The organism is Pseudomonas saponiphila, assembly GCF_900105185.1.
Lineage (GTDB): Bacteria > Pseudomonadota > Gammaproteobacteria > Pseudomonadales > Pseudomonadaceae > Aquipseudomonas > Aquipseudomonas saponiphila.
Genome location: NZ_FNTJ01000002.1, coordinates 547762 through 565542 on the forward strand (window position 1 = coordinate 547762; position 17781 = coordinate 565542).

Here is a 17781-nt window from a genome sequence, read left to right on the forward strand (position 1 = left end):
TCATAGACAAGCCAGCTCCTACAAGCTCAATCCGGCTGGAACGGCGATTCGCTGAGGATCACCCCGGTTTCGTCCACGTAGCGCTGCCACTCTTGCAGCAGGGTGCGCAGTTTGTCCGGCTGGCTCTGGGCCAGGTCATGGATCTCGCCCGGGTCCTGGCTCAAGTCGTACAGCTGCCAGGTCGCCGGGCCCACCGGCCCGGGGATGTACACCGCCTTCCACTGGCCCTGGCGAATCGCCCGGCGGCCGAACAGTTCCCAGCCGGTCACCGTGTGCTGGTCATGCACCTGGGCGGTTTCGCCGGAAAGAAAGCCCAGCCAGGACTTGCCCCGCAGCGGCGCCACGTCGCGCCCGCGCCAGCGCTTGCCGGGGTGGCGCACGCCGGCCAGGTCGAGCAAGGTCGGGGTGATGTCCATCACCGTGCCAAAGCCGTGGCTGATCTGCCCCTTGAGCGGCAGTTGCGGGTAATGCAGCAGCGCCGGCACGCGAATCCCGCCCTGGGTGGTGAAGGCCTTGAACAGCCGCGACGGCGCGGTGGCCGCCTGGGCCCAGGCCGGGCCGTACCAGACGTAGGAGTTGGCCCGGCCAATATTTTCCAGGCGGTTGTCGTAGTGCTGGTTGAGGTAGGTCAGAAGTTCCGGGCCGAACTTGGGAAAGGCTTCCAGCAGCGCGCCCTCGGCGCCGTTATCGGACATGAACAGGATCAGGGTGTTGTCCAGCTGGCCCTGCTGGCGCAGGTAGTCCACCACCCGGCCGATGTTCCAGTCCATACGCTCGACCATCGCCGCATATACCTCCATGGCCCGAGCCGACAGTTGCCGTTGCTCGTCGCTGAGGGCGTCCCATTCGGCGTTGAGGTTGATCAGCGGATGGGGTTCGACCTCGGCATCGATCAGGCCCAGGGCCTTGAGTTTTTCCAGGCGCTCGCGGCGCAGCACCTCGGGGCCGGCGTCATAGCGGCCGCGGTATTTGGCGACGATTTCCTCGGGGGCCTGCAGCGGCCAGTGGGGCGCCGAGAACGGCAGGTAGGCGAAGAACGGCCGGGTCTGGTCGCGCTCTTTCAGGTACTGCAAGAGCTTGTCGCCAAAGGCGTCGGAGGAATAGAAGTCCGCCGGCAGTTCATCGATGAAACGGTCGTCCTCGATGTACAGCGCCGGGGTGGATTTCAGCAGCCCGGGGGTGTGTTCGTCGTAGGTCGGCTCGAAGCCGTAGTGGTTGGCCGCCCCCGGCAGCAGCGAGAACGAACGCTCGAAACCCCGGGCATGGGGCGCGCGCTCGGCGGTCAGGCCCAGGTGCCATTTGCCGCTCATCAGGGTCTGGTAGCCGGCTTCGCGCAGCAGCTCCGGCAGGGCCACCACGCGGTCATTGAGGTAACCCTCGTAGCCCGGCTTGCCGATCAGGTCGGGGGTCAGGGCTTCGGCCATGGTGCCGATCCCGGCAATGTGGTGGTCGGTGCCGGTGAGCAGCATGGAGCGGGTCGGCGAGCAGGTGGGGGCGGTGTGGAAGTCGGTCAGGCGCAGGCCACCTGCGGCCAGGGCATCGAGGTTCGGCGTGGCGATCTCGCCACCGAAGGCGCCGAGGTCGGAGAAGCCCAGATCGTCGGCCAGGATCACCAGAAAGTTGGGACGTTGCGGCATCGCGGCACTCCTGTTCAGCAAGCAATGAAGGTCAAAGGCAGGTCGCGGATCTGCGCCGGCTGCGGCGCCTGGTAGTGATCATCGCTGGTCAGTTCGTGGAGCAGTTCTTCGCGCAACTGGTGGAAGTCGAAACTGCTGCGCTGGCGCGGGTGCGGCAAGGCCACCTGAACCACGCGCTTGATCCGGCCCGGGCGCGGCTCCATCACCACCACCCGGTCGGCGAGGAAGATCGCTTCCTCGACATCGTGGGTCACCAGCACGGTGGTGATTCTTGCCCGCTCGCGGATCGCCAGCAGCTCGTCCTGCATCTGCTGGCGGGTCAGGGCGTCGAGGGCGCCGAAGGGTTCGTCCAGCAGCAGAATGCGCGGGCTGGCCACCAGCCCACGGGCAATGGCCACCCGCTGCGCCATGCCGCCGGAGAGCTGGTGGGGATAGGCTCGGGTAAAGTCCTTGAGCCCCACCAGCTCGATGAAGTCGTCGATCCGCCGCTGGCGCTCGGCGGCGCTCAAGGGTTCGTTGACCAGGCCCAGGCCGATGTTCTCGGCCACGGTCAGCCAGGGGAACAGGCGGTGTTCCTGGAACACGATGCCGCGTTCGCTGCCGATGCCGCTGACCCGCTGGCCGTCGACCCGGATCTCGCCGCGAAACTCGGTGTCCAGGCCGATCAGCAGGCGCAGCAAAGTGGACTTGCCACAGCCGCTGGAACCGACGATGGCGACGAACTCGCCTTCGGCGATGTCCAGGTTGAATTCACGGATCGCCTCCACCTCGCCACCGGTGACGGTGAAGGTCTTGCCCACGTGATTGAAACTGACCAGGGGTGCGTTCATGCGTGTCTCCAGCGGGTGGCGCGAATTTCGAGCTGTTGCCCGATCAGGTTGAGCAGGGCTCCGGTAAGGCCCACCAGGAGCATGCCGGCCATGATCAGGTCCATGCGCAGCAGTTGCTGGGCACTGATCATCTGGCTGCCGATGCCGCCGTTGGACGGCATGAAGTATTCCGCGCCGATGGTGCCCAGCCAGGCATAGATCAGGCTGATGCGCAGGCCGGCGAAAATCCCCGGTGCGGCGCCGGGCAGCACCAGCCGGCGCAGCCGCTGCCAGAGGTTCAGGCGCAGCACCTGGGCGGCTTCCGCCAGTTGCGGCGAAAGCTGGGCGACGCTGCGCTGGGTGGCGATGAACAGCGGGAAGAACGCGGCCAGGGCGACAAACACCCACTTGGCCAGTTCCCCCAGGCCGAACCAGGCAGTGAGCAGCGGCACCCAGGCGAAGATGGCGATCTGGCGGATGGCGGCCAGGGTCGGCCCCAACAGCCGTTCGCTGAGCCGTGACAGGCCCAGCAGCAGGCCAAAGCCCAGGCCCAGGCCACCGCCCAGCAGCAGGCCGCCGAGGGTACGCCCCAGGCTCAGGCCCATGCCGCCCAGCAGGCTGCCGTCGAGCAGGCCGGTGCCAGTGGTGGCGAGCACCGCCAGCGGGCTGGGGAGAATGTTCGGGTCGACCCATTGCTGGTCGCTTGCCGCCTGCCACAGGGCCAGCAGCGCCAGGGGCAGCAGCCAGGGTTGCAGGCGCTGCCAGCCCTGGTAGCGCGGGCCACGACGGAATTCGGCGGTGGCCGGGTGCGGCCAGTACACCAGCTTGCGGTCGAGCCAGCCGATGCCGCGGTCCATGAAAACTCCCAGCAGGCCGATCACCAGGATGCAGACGAAGACGATGTCCAGCATGAACAGCTGTCGCGCCCAGACCATCAGGTAGCCGATGCCTTCGCTGGAGGCCAGCAGCTCCACCGCCAGCAGCGAGGTCCAGCCGGTGGCCAGGGCCAGGCGCACCCCGGCCATGAACGCCGGCAGCGCGGCGGGCAGCACCAGGCGCCGGATCAGCAGCGCAGGGGGCAGGCGCAGCACCGCGGCAGCTTCCCGCAGCTTGGGCTGGGCATCACGCACGCCCACCAGCGTATGCAAGGTCACGGGGACCACCACGGCCTTGATCAGCACCACCAGCTTGAGCACTTCACCGATGCCGAAAAACACCATGAACAGCGGAATCCAGGCCAGGGTCGGGATCTGCGACAGGGCGCCGAAGGTCGGAAACACCAGGCGCTCCAGGCGTCGGCTGAAACCCAGCGCGCCGCCCAGTAGCGCCCCGGCGGCGATGCCCGCCAGCAAGCCCCAGAACAGCCGTTGCAGGCTGATTGCCAGGTGGCTCCACAGTTCGCCGTGAGCCAGCTCCAGGGCGCTGCTCCAGACCAGCGCCGGAGCCGGCAGGATCTGCTCGCTCATCCACAGGTTGCGGCTGGCCAGCCACCACAGGACGAACAGGCTCAGGGGCAGCAGCCAGGGCAGCAGGCGCTGATGGATGGCGGGCCAGCCCGGGCGTCCGTTGGACGGTGCCGCCAGGGGCAGGCTGAGCAGGGAAACACGGGCCATGGATGACCTCCGTCGTCGGGTTCTGCATGGCGTGGGTCGATGCCGTGGGGGCTGGCGTGTCGGCGAATCAGCCCTTGAGGGCGACGCAGGGCTTGCGGGCCTCTTCGTCGGCAAGCCGGCGCCTACGGGATATGCATTTGTGATCTATTAAAATTCTTATCGATTCAATTGGGAGATAAGAAAGGCCATTTAAGGCTTCTCGCCGACACGCATCCAATGCATTTGAAGAATATTTTTCATGCGTTTCATGCATGTCCCCGGGGATGCCCGTGGATGCTGGTTTATTCGAATCGGTTCTTAAAATGTGAATTTATAGTATTTATATGTTGATCGATTCCGTGCCTACCTTCTGCGCATCACCGCCTTTGTCAGCAGGAGCCGCACCCATGAACCTTCCCTTCAAACGAGTCATCAGTCTGTTCGCCGCGCCGGCCCTGGCGGGGCTCCTGGGCTGCCTGCCGCTGCTGGCCCAGGCCGCCGAACTCAAGGAGATCCGCATCGCCGTGCCCGACCTCAGCGCCGGCACCCAGCACAGCGGCGGCGGGGTGGTGGACGTGTTGCGCCAGCAGCAGATCTTTGAAAAGGCCTTCGCCGACCAGGGCATCAAGATCCAGTGGAATTTCTTCAAGGGCGCAGGCCCGGTGATCAACGAAGCCTTTGCCAACGGCCAGGTCGACCTGGCTTATCTCGGCGACCTGGCGGCCATCATCGGCAAGTCCAATGGCCTGGATACCCGTTTGCTCAGCGCCTCGGCCCGTGGGGTCAAGCACTACCTGGGGGTGGTGCCGGGCTCCGGGATCAAGACCCTGGAAGACCTCAAGGGCAAGCGCGTGGCGGTGTTCCGTGGCACGGCTACCCAGCTGTCGTTCGACGCGGCCCTGGCCAGCCGGGGCCTTAGCGAGAAGGACCTGAAAGTGGTCAACCTCGACTTCAACGCGGCGGTGGCGGCCCTGGCGGCCAAGCAGATCGATGCTTCCTGGGGCAGCACCGGGCTCTCGGCCCTGCGCAGCAAGGGGCTGGCCGAACTGCCCCTGAGCACCAAGGACCTGGGCGGCGCCGGCAGCGTGCAGAGCGTGCTGGTGGGCGCCGGCAAGTTTGTCGACGAGCATCCCGAGGCCGTGGAAAAACTGCTCAAGGCCCAGCAGCAGGCGGTGCAGTGGCTGACCCAGGACAGCAACAAGGACGCCTATATCCAGCTGGTGTCGGGCCTGGCCAGCTACCCGCCGGTGATCTTGCAGGAGGACCTCAAGGACCAGCGCCTGAGTGAGATCTTCCCCTCGACCCTGGACCCGGTGTTCCTCGGCAAACTGCAGGAATCGGTGGACCTGGCGGCCAAGGAGCGGTTGATCCGCAAGCCGTTCAAGGTCGATGCCTGGGTGGCGCCGCAACTGGCTGCTGCCGGTCTTTGAAGTCGACGCCATGCGCCGACAAGCCGGCTCCTGCGTAGCCCTGTAGGAGCCGGCCTGCCGGCGAGGGCGGTCTTGAGGGCCTCTTCGCTGGCAAGCCAGCTCCTACGGTCGGCGGGGATATCGTGCGGGATCTTGCCGACGAAGCCGTTCTACACGGCGATGGCGTGCCCCTGCCGATCCACCTCCACCAACACCTCGATCAGCTTGCGCGCCGCCGGCGACAGGCGAAAACCGCTGCGGCTGACGATGCCGCAGCGGGCGTTCAGGCTGTCGAGGTTCTGCGGCAGGTTGCGCCAGTGCAACAGCACCAGCGATCCCTGCTCGATGTCTTCGGCAAAGGCCTCGGCGGTGCCCACGCCAATGGCGTTGGACTGGCGGACGATCTTCACCAGCGCCGGAAAGTGTTCGGTTTCGATGGTCGGTGAAAAGTCGATGCGTCCGCTGAGGTTGGCCAGCAGTTTGCGAATCCCCGGGGGGATCAGGGTGGCGGCCAGGGGGTAATCGAACATGTCGTTGGTGGACAGGCTTTCCTTGGCCAGCAGCGGGTGCCCGGGGCGGCAGAAGAACACCCCGCGCTTGGGCGTCAGCGGTTGGGTCTGGTAGTTCGGATCGGCCTCGAAATGGCGGATGTCGGCGATGAAGAATTCGATCTCTTCACGGTTCAGGCTGCGGCTGAGTTTCTCCCAGTTATCCACGGCAAAGCAGGTGCGCACCTTGGGGTGGGCACTGGTGAATTGCGCCACCGCGTCGGGCACCAGTTTCACCGCCGGCGCCGGGCCGCAGCCGAAGCGCACCTCACCGGCGTCGAGCTTGGTCATCTGCGTCACTTCACTGCTGAGCAAGGCCGCGCCCTGGACCAGGCTCAAGGCGTGCTGCAGCACCACCTGGCCTTCCGGGGTGGGGCGCAGGTCCTTGTTGCCGCGGTCCACCAAGACACAACCGAACTCCTGTTCCAGGCCCTGGATACTGCGGCTGAAGGCCGGCTGGGTAATGCCCATGGCATCGGCGGCACGGACAAAACTGCGGTGTTCATTAAGGGCGATGAAGTAACGCAATTGGCGAAGATCCATATGCTTTCCCGGCATCCGAAAAATAGCTCGAAGGCATTTGCGACGAGTGAGGCATGAGGTTTTAAATGCAAGCTCTTATTCCGTCAACGAAGCATGTGGTTATCTATTAGATCTAAATTGAATATAGATAGAGCGTTGTTTCGCGGCGGTTCCAACCGTAAGCAGTCGATGAGGGTGTACCTGATGAGCAATGCCGCCTTAGCCGTTAAACCCGCTGTCCATGCCCTTGATATCCACCCGGTGGCCGGTCGCATCGGCGCCGAGATCCGTGGCGTGCAACTGTCCGGCGAGCTGGACGCCGCCACCGTGGAAGCCATCCAGCAGGCGCTGGTGCAGTACAAGGTGATCTTCTTCCGTGGCCAGACCCACCTCGACGACCAGAGCCAGGAAGCCTTCTCGCACCTGTTGGGCGAGCCGGTGGCCCACCCCACCGTGCCTGTGCGCGACGGCACCCGCTACCTGCTGGAACTGGACGGCGCCGAAGGCCAGCGGGCCAACTCCTGGCACACCGACGTGACCTTCGTCGACGCCTACCCAAAGGCCTCGATCCTGCGCTCGGTGGTGGCCCCGGCCTCCGGAGGCGACACGGTGTGGGCCAACACCGCCACCGCCTACAACGAACTCTCGGCAGAACTGCGGGAGCTGGCGGACAAACTCTGGGCGGTGCACAGCAACGAATACGACTACGCCGGGGCCAAGCCCGATGTCTCGGCAGAGAAGCTGGAGCGCTACCGCAAAGTCTTTACCTCCACCGTATTCGAGACGGAACACCCGATCGTCCGCGTGCACCCCGAGAGCGGCGAAAAGAGCCTGGTGCTGGGGCATTTCGTCAAGCGCATCAAGGGCTATTCCCAGGCCGATTCGGCGCACCTGTTCAACCTGCTGCAAAGCCACGTGACCCGCCTGGAAAACACCGTGCGCTGGCGCTGGAGCGCCGGTGACGTGGCGATCTGGGACAACCGCTCGACCCAGCATTACGCCGTGGACGACTACGGCACCCAGGACCGCATCGTGCGCCGCGTGACCCTCAAGGGCGATGTCCCGGTGGGTGTCCACGGCCAGCGCAGCCAGACCATCAAGGGCCTCTGACCCGTCCCATCTACCCGATGAGCCCGCCTGCCGTAGGAGCTGGCTTGCCAGCGAAGGCGTCCCTGAGCGCGAGGCAAGGTTTCAGGGCCTCTTCGCCGGCAAGCCGGCTCCTACCGGCATTTACCCGATGAGCCCGCCTGCTGTAGGAGCTGGCTTGCCAGCGAAGGCGTCCCTGAGTTCGAGGCAAGGTTTCAGGGCCTATTCGCCGGCAAGCCGGCTCCTACCGGCATTTATCCGATGAGCCTGCCTGCTGTAGGAGCTGGCTTGCCAGCGAAGGCGTCCCTGAGCGTGGGGCAAGGTTCAAGGGCCTCTTCGCCGGCAAGCCGGCTCCTACGGTGGGAGGCGCGGTTGGGCCTACCACACGCCGATCGGCACCAGCTTCTCGCTTTCCGGTTCGCCGTAGCGAAAACGCTGGCCGCGCAGGTCGATCTCTTCATGGCTGATGGTGGTGCGGCGTTTCAGGCCACGCAGCCACTCCAGCAGATACCCCAGGTGTTCTTCACGCACCGCGGCATAGGCCGGGTCGGCCCCTAGGTCATGCAGTTCCTGAGGGTCGTTGTGCAGGTCGAACAGCTGTGGGCGCAAGCCGTCATAGGCCAGGTACTTCCAGCGCTCACTGCGCACCATGGTCATGCGGCAGCGGTCGATGGGCTGGCCCAGGCGCTCCCGGGCCGGGGCCTGGAAGGCGTAGTCGTATTCGCTGATGGCGTAGCGGCGCCAGTCCGCTGTCGCGCCGTGCAGCAACGGGATCAGCGAGCGGCCTTCCAGGCGGTGTTCGGCCCCCGGCAGGCCCAGGGCATCGAGGAAGGTCGGCAGGGCGTCGATGGTTTCCACCAGGCGCTCGTCCACGCTGCCACGACGGCTGTCCGCCGCCGCCCGCGGGTCGCGGACAATCAGCGGCACGCCCACCGCCGGCTCCAGCAGGAACTCCTTTTCTCCCAGGTAGTGGTCGCCGAGGAAGTCGCCGTGGTCGCTGGTGAAGACGATCAGGGTGTCGTCCCAGCGGCCATTGCTCTGCAGGAAATCAAATAGCCGGCCCAACTGATCGTCCACCTGCTTGATCAGCCCCATGTAGGTTGGCACCACGTTCAGGCGCACCTCATCCCGGGAAAAATTCAGGCTCTCTTGATGCTGGCGAAACGCAGCGTAGACCGGGTGATCGCTGAGCTGCCCGGGCGCGGCGCGCACCGCCGGGATCACCTGCTCGGGGCCATACAGGGCGTGGTACGGCGCTGGGGCGATGTAGGGCCAGTGCGGCTTGATGTAGGACAGGTGCAGGCACCAGGGCTGCTCGCCCTGCTCATTGATGAAGTCGATGGCGCGGTCGGTGGTGTAGACGGTTTCCGAGTGTTCTTCGGCGACCCGGGCCGGCAGGTGGGCGTTGCGCATCTTCCAGCCGCTGAGGATCTGCCCCTGCTCGCCGGCCCCGGCGTTGGCCCAGTCGTGCCAGGGGTTGAGCCCGTCGTAGCCGAGGCTGCGCAGGTAATGGGTGTAGGGCGCGGCATCGCGCTTGTCGTCGAAGATCGGGTCGTCGGGGTAGATGCCGTCGTGACGCAAGTAGGGTTCGAAGCCGACCTCGTTGAGCGCCTCGGCCTGGGGGCTGTCGGGATCGATGGCCAGGCGTTGCAGGGCATCGAGATTGGGCGTGGCGTGGGTCTTGCCCACCAGCGCGGTGCGGATGCCGTGGGGCCGCAGGTAGTCGCCCAGGGTCAGTTCTTCCAGGGGCAGGGGCACGGCGTTCCAGGCCACCTGATGGCTGCTGACATAGCGCCCGGTGTAGGCCGACATGCGCGAAGGGCCGCAGATGGTGCCCTGGGTGTAGGCGCGGCTGAAGCGCACCCCGGCGGCGGCCAGGCGATCGATGTTCGGGGTGTGCAGGTGCGGGTGGCCGTAGCACGAGAGGTAATCCCGGCGTAGCTGGTCGCACATGATGTAGAGCACGTTGCGCACGGGTGGAAGGCTATTGGACATGGGGTTCACCGAAGGAAAGACAGGCGAGGTTTTTCGCCTTCGGCGGGGGCTATCGGCAAGCGCATTTGCCGAATAGTTTTGATGCAGGGCGCGCATAACCGCAGGTGTTGGCGTCTCAGGGTTACGAAAGCACTTCAGTGTGAGGTGCGGGCTTGTTATCCGTTGAGCGTCTGTTGGCAGAGCAAGCTATTATCCGACGTTATGTTTCTGTGTGATTTCAGCGTCATTCAAACCTTGATAACAAGATTTACCAAGTAAGACTCCTGACAGTGTTAACGTCTGCCGGCGGCTAATTTTCACATCGCCATCGCTCTTATCTCGAGGAAAGCATGCTCAAACGACTCCACATCAAAAACTTCACAGTCTTTGAAGAGGCCGATCTGCAGTTCAGTAAACAGCTGAATGTGATCGTGGGGGAGAATGGCGCGGGAAAGACGCATCTGTTGAAGCTGGCATACGCCGGGCTCGCGACCAGTTCCGAGGAGCGCAACCGGCCGAATGCGGCATCCATGGAACCGACAAAATCTGTTTTGCAGTTGCGAATGGCCGATAAGCTGGTGGGGGTTTTCCGTCCTGAGTCACTAGGAAGACTGGCCCGGCGCAAGCGAGGCCGCGAGCGATGTGATGTGAAGTTTTTCTTCGATAAGAGTGAATACGACCTGGCTTTCAGTTTCGCCACTAACAGCAAGACCGAAGTCAGTGTCGAACATCTGCCCAAATGTTGGCTCAAGGCAACACCTACGTATTTACCGACGCGTGAGTTGTTGAGCATCTACCCAAACTTTCTTGCGGTTTATGAGAACCACTACCTGGAGTTTGAGGAAACCTGGCGTGACACCTGCAGGCTACTTGGCGGGTTATTGCGTAAGGGACCGACCGAAGATCGTATTCGCGAGTTGCTCAGCCCTCTGGAAACCGCGATGCAGGGCAGTATTGAGCTGGATAAAAATGGGCGTTTTTATCTACGTAATGTCAGCGGCAGAATGGAAATTCCACTGGTAGCGGAGGGTTTGCGAAAGTTGGGCATGCTGGCACGTCTGATCAGTACGGGGGCCTTGCTGCATCAGGGGTATCTGTTCTGGGATGAACCGGAAGCGAACCTCAACCCTCGCTTGATCAAGCAAGTGGCCAAAACCATCGTTGACTTGAGCGCGAGTGGCATCCAGATATTCATAGCCACCCACAGCCTGTTTTTACTACGTGAGCTGGACATTCTGTTAACTGAAAAGCCTCAGGATGCAGCGTTTTTTGGTCTTCACAGCAGTGAAGGCGGGATTACCGTGAAACAAGGTGGGAGTTTGGAAGATATCGGCGATATCACCGCTCTTGAAGAAAGCCTGCAACAGTCCGACCGTTATCTGGCATTGGAGTGAAGGGCATGTCGGTTTTGCAGATTGAGAGGCTGACCTTTACGTTTCCGGCCCATTGGCAAGCCAGCAAGTTCGATGACTGGGGTTTCTATCGCAATCATTTCGTTAGGCAGCGCAATGATATTCAAGCTGTAGATATCCTGGCGCTGTCCCCGGATCAAATAGCCTTTTTCATCGAGGTCAAAGATTATCGTCACCCTCAGGCGCTCAAGCCATCGGCCTTACCCGAAGCGATTGCCAACAAGGTGTTTTGCACTTTGGCAGCTTTGCTGCCGGCCCGTCTGAATGGCAATACCTTGGAGCATGAGCGGGCGCTGAGCCAAGCCGTTCTCAATTGTCACAGGTTGCATGTGGTCGTGCACATCGAACAGCCTGCCGCACACCAGCCCAAGGTCGAACTTGCGGACATCAAGCACAAGCTTAAACAACTACTGCGAGCTATAGACGCTCACCCAAAGATAGTCAGCATGAAAAGGCCTCAAGCAATGGCGTGGCTTGTTACGGCCCGTTAATCAAAGCTTTCGCGAGTATTTCATCACGCCGTCATTTCTTCTCACGCTGCCTTCAGCTGTTGTTTATCAGCATACGCCTGCAATTTCCCTGCTCTTCACATTCGAAGACAGTCCTGAAACCCATCAGACGGCGATCTTGTCCAGGCTGCACACGTCCTCGTCCTGTTCGTCGGTGGCCTTGATCTCTTCGATCATCGCCGCTGCCAGGGGCGACAGGCGGTAGCCGGCGCGGCTGACGATGCCGTAGCGGGTGTAGAGCTCTTCCAGGTCGTCGGCCAGGCCGTCGATCTTCAGGCACACCAGTTCGCCCTTGGCGTTGTGCAACGCGTCGCTGTAGGAGCCGACGATGCCGATGGCGTCCGAGCGCAGCACCACCCCCAGCAGGCTGTAGCTGTTTTCGCATTCCACATTGGGCGTGTAGTCCGGCTTGCCGCAGAGGTCGACGATGACCTTGCGCAGGTTCGGCGGGCGGATGGTCACCGCCAGCGGGTAGCTAATCAGTTCGCTGGCGCTGACGCTGTCGCGCTGGGCCAGCGGATGCCCGGCGCGGCAGCAGAAATGCCATTTGCGCGGGCGCAGGCGGTGAGTCAGGTAGTCCGGGTCGGCTTCGAAGTGGCGGGTGTCGGCCACGAAGAATTCGAACTCTTCGCTGAGCAGGCGCTTGCTCAGGCTTTGCCAGTCATCCACCTGGAACTGCACCCGGGCCTTGGGGTAGCGCCCGATGAAGCGGCCGATGGCCCGGGGGATCAATCCCGAGGCCGGCGCCGGGCCGCAACCGAAGCGCAATTCCCCCGCCTCCAGGCCATTGAACTGACTGATCTCGTTGGCCATCTGCTGGGCGCCGCTGACCAGCCGGCGGGCGTGCTCCAGCAATAGCTGGCCCTGCTTGGTCGGTGCCAGGTCCTTGCGCCCGCGATCCACCAGTTGGCAACCGACGCTGTGTTCCAGGGCCTGGATGCTGCGGCTGAAGGCCGATTGCGAAAGGTGCGGATTTCGGTGAACGTGACCGAGCGTTTCGCTAATACGTGACCGGTGCTTCCACCCCGGTTGCGCGGGTTCTGGATTGTAATCGCATCGGTCACGATGCGGCTTGTTCCTCGGCTTTTTTTCGGCGCAGCGACTCGCCTTTCATCGTCAGTCGGTAGGCGTTGTGCACCAGGCGGTCGAGGATGGCATCGGCCAGGGTCGGGTCGTTGATCCAGCCGTGCCAGTGCTCGATGGGCAGTTGGCTCGTCAGGATGGTGGAGCGGCTGCCAGCGCGGTCGTCGATCACCTCCAGCAGGTCATGCCGGGCTCCTTCCTCCAGCGGGGCTAGCGCCCAGTCGTCCAGCACCAGGACGTCGACCTTTGCCAGCTGTTGCAGGGTACGGCCGAAGCTGCCGTCGCCATGAGCGATGCGCAGTTGTTCCAGCAGGCGCGGGGTGCGCAGGTACAGGGTGCTATAGCCCTGGCGGCAGGCCTGGTTGCCCAGGGCGCAGGCCAGCCAGGTTTTGCCGGCACCGGTCGGGCCGGTCAGCAGCAGGTTGTGCTGCTGGCGGATCCAGTCGCCACTGGCCAGGGTGGCGATCAGACGCTCGTCCAGGGCGCGTCCGGTGCGGCGGTCGAGATCTTCCAGGCAGGCGTTGGCGTACTTGAGCTTGGCCTTCTTGCGCAGCCGTACCAGGCGCTGGTTGTCACGCCAGGCCAGTTCGCGGTCGAGCAGTAGGCCGAGGCGTTCATCGAAGCTCAGGCTGTGGCTGGCCGGCAGCGTCCATTGCTCTTCCAGGGCGCGGGCCATGCCGTCCAGGCGTAGCTGGTGCAGTTGATTCAGGGTGTGTTGCGGCATCATCGAACAGCTCCTGTTGCGGGGGTTGGTAGTAGTCGGCGCCACGGACGTTCTCGTGGTCGCCGGGTAAGGTCGTTTCGGCGGCACGCTGGGGCAGCGGCTGTTGATCCAGGCCTTGCTGGAGCAGGTTGCGCACGCTGCGCCCGGTGAAGGCGCGCAGGTGTACGGCACGTTCGGCAGCGGCTTCCAGGCGTGCATTGCCATAGCGCCGGGCCAGCGAGAGCAGGCCGAGGCAGGCGCGGTAGCCCATCTCCGGGTGCGGCTTGTGGGTCAGTTGGTGATCGATCAGTTGGCGCGTGTAGGGGCCGATCCGCGCGCCCCAGTCGAGCAGGCGTTGTGGCGTCCATTCGCGATGCGCCTGGTGCGCCGCGGGCATGTGCTCGCGCTGGGTACTGTAAGCGCCGCGTCGCCCCAGCAGCAGGTGGCTGGCCACCCGCCGGTTGCCATGCAGCACTTCCAGGGTGTGTGCCGTCAGTCGCACGTCCACGTTCTGCCGGGCCAGGGCGGAGGGCACGCTGTAGAAGCTGCCATTGACCTCGATGTGGTAGTCGATGCTGACCTTGCAGCGCTTGAAGGTGGCGACCTCGTAGGGATGCACCGGCAGCGCTCGCAAGGCCGGGCGATCCAGGCGCTCGAACCAGTCGCGCCGGCAGCCATCGAGCCGCTTGAACGGGCGCCGATTCAGATCCTCCAGCAGCTCGGCGATGGCCTGGTTAAGCGCATGCAGGCTGAAGAACTGCCGATGGCGCAGCCGCGCCATGATCCAGCGCTCGACCACCTGCACCGCCACCTCGGCCTTGGCCTTGTCCTGAGGCTTGCGTGGCCGTGCCGGCAGGATCACCGTCTGGTAATGACGCGCGCACTCCAGCGTGGCCCGGTTCAGGCCCGGCTCGTAGCGATCCGGCTGGGCGACCAGGGCGCGCGGATTGTCCGGCACAACCATTTCCGGCACGCCGCCAAAGTAGGTCAGAGCCTGGCCCAGCGAGGTCAGCCAGTCCACCTGGGTTTCGCCTGGCGTCGCGCAGGCATAGGTGTAATTCGAGGCGCCCAGGGCGGCGACGAAGATGTGCGCCCGGCGCACTTCGCCGGTGGCCGGGTCGACCACCGGCAGCGTCGGCCCGGCATAGTCGATGAATAGCTTCTCGCCCGCACGGTGCAGCTGACGCATCGAACGTTTGAGCGTCTGGGCGTAGCGCCGGTAGTGCTCGACGAACTGGGTGTAGCGGTAGGTCGGCTGGCCCGCATGCGCGGCGAGATATTCCTCCCACAGCAGCTGCAAGGTCACGCCCTTGCGTCGCAACTCGCGGTGGATGCTCAGCACATCGGGCAGCACTCGCTCACCGCGCGGCTTGTTCGTCGACGTCGGTGCAAACAAGGCGGCCGCCAGCGCGGCCTCGTCCATGGCCACCAGCGCCGGCCAGTCCAGCCCGGCCACCCGCGCCGCCGCGATGTACTTGCTAACCACGCCCTTGGACAGCTGCAAGGCACGGGCAATCTTCTCGTGGGACAAGCCGGCCTCAAACTTGAGGCGCAGACATTCTTTGATGTTTCGCATGGCTACTCGCGGCGCCGCCATCTTCCTCTCCCGAAATCGGTCGAGGATGGCGGCGCATCAGGTCATGCGCAACGAAGGGGAAGGCTTTCGCTAAGTCGTGACCGGCGATTTCGGTAAGCCGTGACCACCTGTTTCGGAACAGGCGGAAAATCGGTCACGTTGCTACCGAAATGAGCGGTCACGCGTTAGCGAAATGACCGGTCACGATCAACCGAAACGGCCGGTCACGGTGCTCCGAAATCCGCACGAAAGGTTCACCGCCGCTGCGGCCGCAACAAAGCTGCGCTGTTCAGCGAGGGCAATGAAGTGACGGAGCTGGCGCAGGTCGATATGCATTTTTCACATAAAAAATATCGGGGAAATGCATTGGCTATGCATTAGGTCGACTCCTTATAAAGGCAATCTCTTATGCAGTAAATCTTTGTAAAAACATAAATAAATAACTTTAAGGAATATACGAGGCTGTATATTTTCTGACCAGGAGCCGCCCATGAGTCCGTTGTCCCTCGCTTCACCCCTCTCGCCCCGGCGGCTCAAGCGCCTGCCCCTGGCCCTGTTGCTGGCCGGCAGCGCGAGCTGGACGCCAAGCTGGGCCGAAGACGCCCCGGCGCCGGACACCACGCCGGCCAAGAGCAGCGCGAGCAAGGTCAAGGCCGATGATGGCCAGTTGCAGACGGTGACCGTGACCGCGCGGCGCCGCGAGGAAAGCTCGCAGAACGTGCCCACGCCCATGAGCGTGGTGGGCGGCCAGGCCCTGGAGAGCCAGCGGGTGTATCGCATTCAGGATCTGCAGCAACTGGTGCCCAGCGTCAACGTCGCCTACATGCATGCGCGCCAGTCCAGCGTGTCGATCCGCGGCCTGGGCAACAACCCGGCCAGCGATGGCCTGGAAGGCAGCGTCGGGCTGTACCTCGACAACGTCTACCTCGGCAGGCCGGGGATGGCGGTGTTCGACCTGATGGACATCGAGCAGCTGGAAGTGCTGCGCGGCCCCCAGGGCACCCTGTTCGGCAAGAACACCACCGCCGGGGTGATCAACATCAGCACCCGGGCGCCGAGCTTCACCCCGGAGCGCAGCATCGAAACCTCCCTCGGCGAGGACGGCTACTTCCAGACCAAGGGCACGATTTCCGGGCCGCTGACCGATGAACTGGCGGGGCGTTTCTCGGCCTATCGCACCCGCAGCGACGGCGACATCAAGAACGAATTCGACCGCCACGACCTCAACGGCGGATCGCGCCAGGGCTTTCGCGGGCAACTGCTGTACAAGCCCAATGAAAGCTTCAACCTGCGCTGGATCGGCGACTACAACGAAGAGGACTCCAGCGCCGGCACCCGGGTGCTGTACAGCACCGGGCCGACCATCAACGGCACCAACGTCTACCAGTCCCGCGCGGCGGCGGCCGGGGCGACCCTGGTCAACGGCTCGCACCGCAAGGTCAACCTGGACAACGACCAGCATGTCACGGTGTTCCAGGGCGGTACTTCGCTGGAAGCCAACTGGACCCTGCCCAGCGATTTCACCCTGACCTCGGTCAGCGCCTACCGCTGGTGGAACTTCACCCCGCGCAACGACGACGGCCTCAACGTGCCGGCCAGCTACAACGCCGGGGTCTCGGTGGAAGACAAGCAGTGGTCGCAGGAATTCCGTCTGGCCTCGCCCACCGGTGGCTTCTTCGACTACGTGTTGGGCGCCTACTACTTCGGCTCCGACCTGGACAACAAATCCTTCGCCTATTACGGGCCCCAGGCGGATATCTGGAACGGCACGCCGGCCGGGGCCCTGAGCAACGTCACCAGCATCGGCAACGGGCATATCCAGACCAACAGCTTCGCCCTGTTCGCCCAGGGCACCTGGCACCTGACCGAGCGCCTGGATTTCACCGCCGGGCTGCGCGGCACCTACGAGGAAAAAAGCGCCTGGGTCAGCCGTAACGCCCCGCTGGGCGGCGCAGCGGTGGCCGGTGCCGCCGCCAACGCCCGTCGCGGCCGCACCGGGGCCTATGATTCCGGCGACCTCAACCAGTACAGCACCAGCCCTTCGGGCCTGCTCAACCTCAGCTACCGCTTCACCGATGACCTGCTGGGCTACGCCACCTTGTCCCACGGCGAGAAGTCCGGCGGGGTCAACCTGGCGGTGGGCTCGGCGCCGACCGCCGGGGCCGACTCGCTGCTGATTGGCACCGAGCGCGCCAACAACGCCGAGCTGGGGTTCAAGAGCACCCTCTGGGATCGCCGTCTGCAACTCAACGCCAACCTGTTCTGGACCCAGGTCAACGGCTACCAGACCAACGCCTACGACAATGCCAACCGCGTGCAGTACCTGACCAACGCCGGTTCGGTGCGCTCGCGCGGGGTGGAAGTGGAAAGCACCCTGGTGCCGATTCGTGGCCTGACCCTGAACCTCAACGGTTCCTACAACGACGTGCGCTACCTGTCCTACAAGGATGCGCCGTGCCCACCGGAAGTCAGCCTGCGCCCCGGTGCACCGGCCTCCTGCGACCTCAGCGGGCACCAGGTGGTGGGCGCCTCGAAATGGATCGGCAACGCCAACGGCGAATACAAGTGGAACCTGGACAACGGCCTGGAAGAGTACGTCACCGCCAGCTACGCCTTCCGTTCCAAGGCCGTGGGCACCGTGGAAGATTCCGCTTACGGGCAGATCCCCAGCTACGCCGTGGTCAACCTGTCCACCGGCCTGCGCGGCAACTACGAACAGGGCCAGTGGGACGTCTCGCTGTGGCTGAAGAACGCCTTCGACAAGACCTACTACACCACCCTCTGGACCGCCGGCAACGGCGGTTACGAAGGCCTGCTGGGCACCCCGCGGACCCTCGGCGTGACCGGTCGCTACGACTTCTGATACCCGGCTTTTCGCACCTCGCGCCGGGTTCGCCGGCGCCCTTCGACTTGAACAGGAG

The 17781-nt window shown here is 64.0% G+C and carries 13 protein-coding genes and 1 pseudogene; 5 read left to right on the forward strand and 9 right to left on the reverse strand.

Annotation, left to right across the window (positions count from 1 at the left end):
* Positions 1–26: 26 nt before the first annotated feature.
* Genes BLV47_RS24420 through BLV47_RS24430 form a run of 3 tightly spaced genes read right to left on the reverse strand, consistent with a single transcriptional unit; the run spans position 27 to position 4059 of the window.
* Positions 27–1637 (reverse strand): arylsulfatase, encoded by a 1611-nt coding sequence (locus BLV47_RS24420; protein WP_092318501.1) that lies wholly within the window; start codon positions 1635–1637, stop codon positions 27–29.
* 14 nt (positions 1638–1651) lie between these two features.
* Complete coding sequence (locus tag BLV47_RS24425; RefSeq protein WP_092318503.1) at positions 1652–2467, reverse strand: ABC transporter ATP-binding protein; 816 nt, start codon at positions 2465–2467, stop codon at positions 1652–1654.
* On the reverse strand, positions 2464–4059 hold the full coding sequence (locus BLV47_RS24430) for an ABC transporter permease (protein WP_092318505.1): 1596 nt from the start codon (positions 4057–4059) through the stop codon (positions 2464–2466). Before BLV47_RS24430 ends, BLV47_RS24425 begins: the two co-directional genes overlap by 4 nt.
* 386 nt (positions 4060–4445) lie before the next feature.
* Between BLV47_RS24430 and BLV47_RS24435 the strand changes: the two genes are divergently transcribed.
* The gene (locus tag BLV47_RS24435; RefSeq protein ID WP_092318507.1) at positions 4446–5468 is read left to right on the forward strand and encodes an ABC transporter substrate-binding protein; all 1023 of its coding nucleotides are present in this window, start codon (positions 4446–4448) and stop codon (positions 5466–5468) included.
* A gap of 149 nt (positions 5469–5617) precedes the next feature.
* Here BLV47_RS24435 and BLV47_RS24440 read toward each other — a convergent pair whose 3' ends face one another.
* Positions 5618–6538: a LysR family transcriptional regulator gene (locus BLV47_RS24440; protein WP_092318509.1), complete on the reverse strand. Its 921-nt coding sequence runs from the start codon at positions 6536–6538 to the stop codon at positions 5618–5620.
* Positions 6539–6721: 183 nt separating this feature from the next.
* On the opposite strand from BLV47_RS24440, the gene BLV47_RS24445 reads away from it, so the two are divergent.
* Complete coding sequence (locus BLV47_RS24445) at positions 6722–7627, forward strand: TauD/TfdA dioxygenase family protein (protein ID WP_092318511.1); 906 nt, start codon at positions 6722–6724, stop codon at positions 7625–7627.
* A gap of 354 nt (positions 7628–7981) precedes the next feature.
* Here the strand turns inward: BLV47_RS24445 and BLV47_RS24450 are convergent, their stop codons facing one another.
* Positions 7982–9598 (reverse strand): alkaline phosphatase family protein, encoded by a 1617-nt coding sequence (locus tag BLV47_RS24450; protein WP_092318513.1) that lies wholly within the window; start codon positions 9596–9598, stop codon positions 7982–7984.
* 329 nt (positions 9599–9927) lie between these two features.
* On the opposite strand from BLV47_RS24450, the gene BLV47_RS24455 reads away from it, so the two are divergent.
* Positions 9928–10971 (forward strand): AAA family ATPase, encoded by a 1044-nt coding sequence (locus BLV47_RS24455; RefSeq protein ID WP_092318515.1) that lies wholly within the window; start codon positions 9928–9930, stop codon positions 10969–10971.
* A gap of 5 nt (positions 10972–10976) precedes the next feature.
* Positions 10977–11480, forward strand: a complete 504-nt coding sequence (locus BLV47_RS24460; RefSeq protein ID WP_092318517.1) for a hypothetical protein — start codon at positions 10977–10979, stop codon at positions 11478–11480.
* Positions 11481–11603: 123 nt separating this feature from the next.
* Here the strand turns inward: BLV47_RS24460 and BLV47_RS24465 are convergent, their stop codons facing one another.
* The 4 genes and pseudogenes from BLV47_RS24465 to BLV47_RS35680 all read right to left on the reverse strand — a co-directional run.
* Positions 11604–12503: a LysR family transcriptional regulator gene (locus BLV47_RS24465; RefSeq protein ID WP_425272209.1), complete on the reverse strand. Its 900-nt coding sequence runs from the start codon at positions 12501–12503 to the stop codon at positions 11604–11606.
* Positions 12504–12558: 55 nt separating this feature from the next.
* Positions 12559–13308, reverse strand: coding sequence for an IS21-like element IS1474 family helper ATPase IstB (gene istB, locus BLV47_RS24470; protein WP_062838242.1), 750 nt, complete (start codon positions 13306–13308; stop codon positions 12559–12561).
* A complete protein-coding gene (gene istA / locus BLV47_RS24475; RefSeq protein ID WP_062838241.1) occupies positions 13196–14881 on the reverse strand; it encodes an IS21 family transposase in 1686 nt (561 codons plus the stop codon). The genes istB and istA overlap by 113 nt, the downstream gene beginning before the upstream one ends.
* Before the next feature lie 225 nt (positions 14882–15106).
* Positions 15107–15196: pseudogene (locus BLV47_RS35680) on the reverse strand (helix-turn-helix domain-containing protein); the annotation flags it as partial.
* Positions 15197–15350: 154 nt separating this feature from the next.
* Between BLV47_RS35680 and BLV47_RS24480 the strand changes: the two are divergent.
* Positions 15351–17723, forward strand: coding sequence for a TonB-dependent receptor (locus BLV47_RS24480; RefSeq protein WP_092318519.1), 2373 nt, complete (start codon positions 15351–15353; stop codon positions 17721–17723).
* Positions 17724–17781 lie beyond the last annotated feature (58 nt).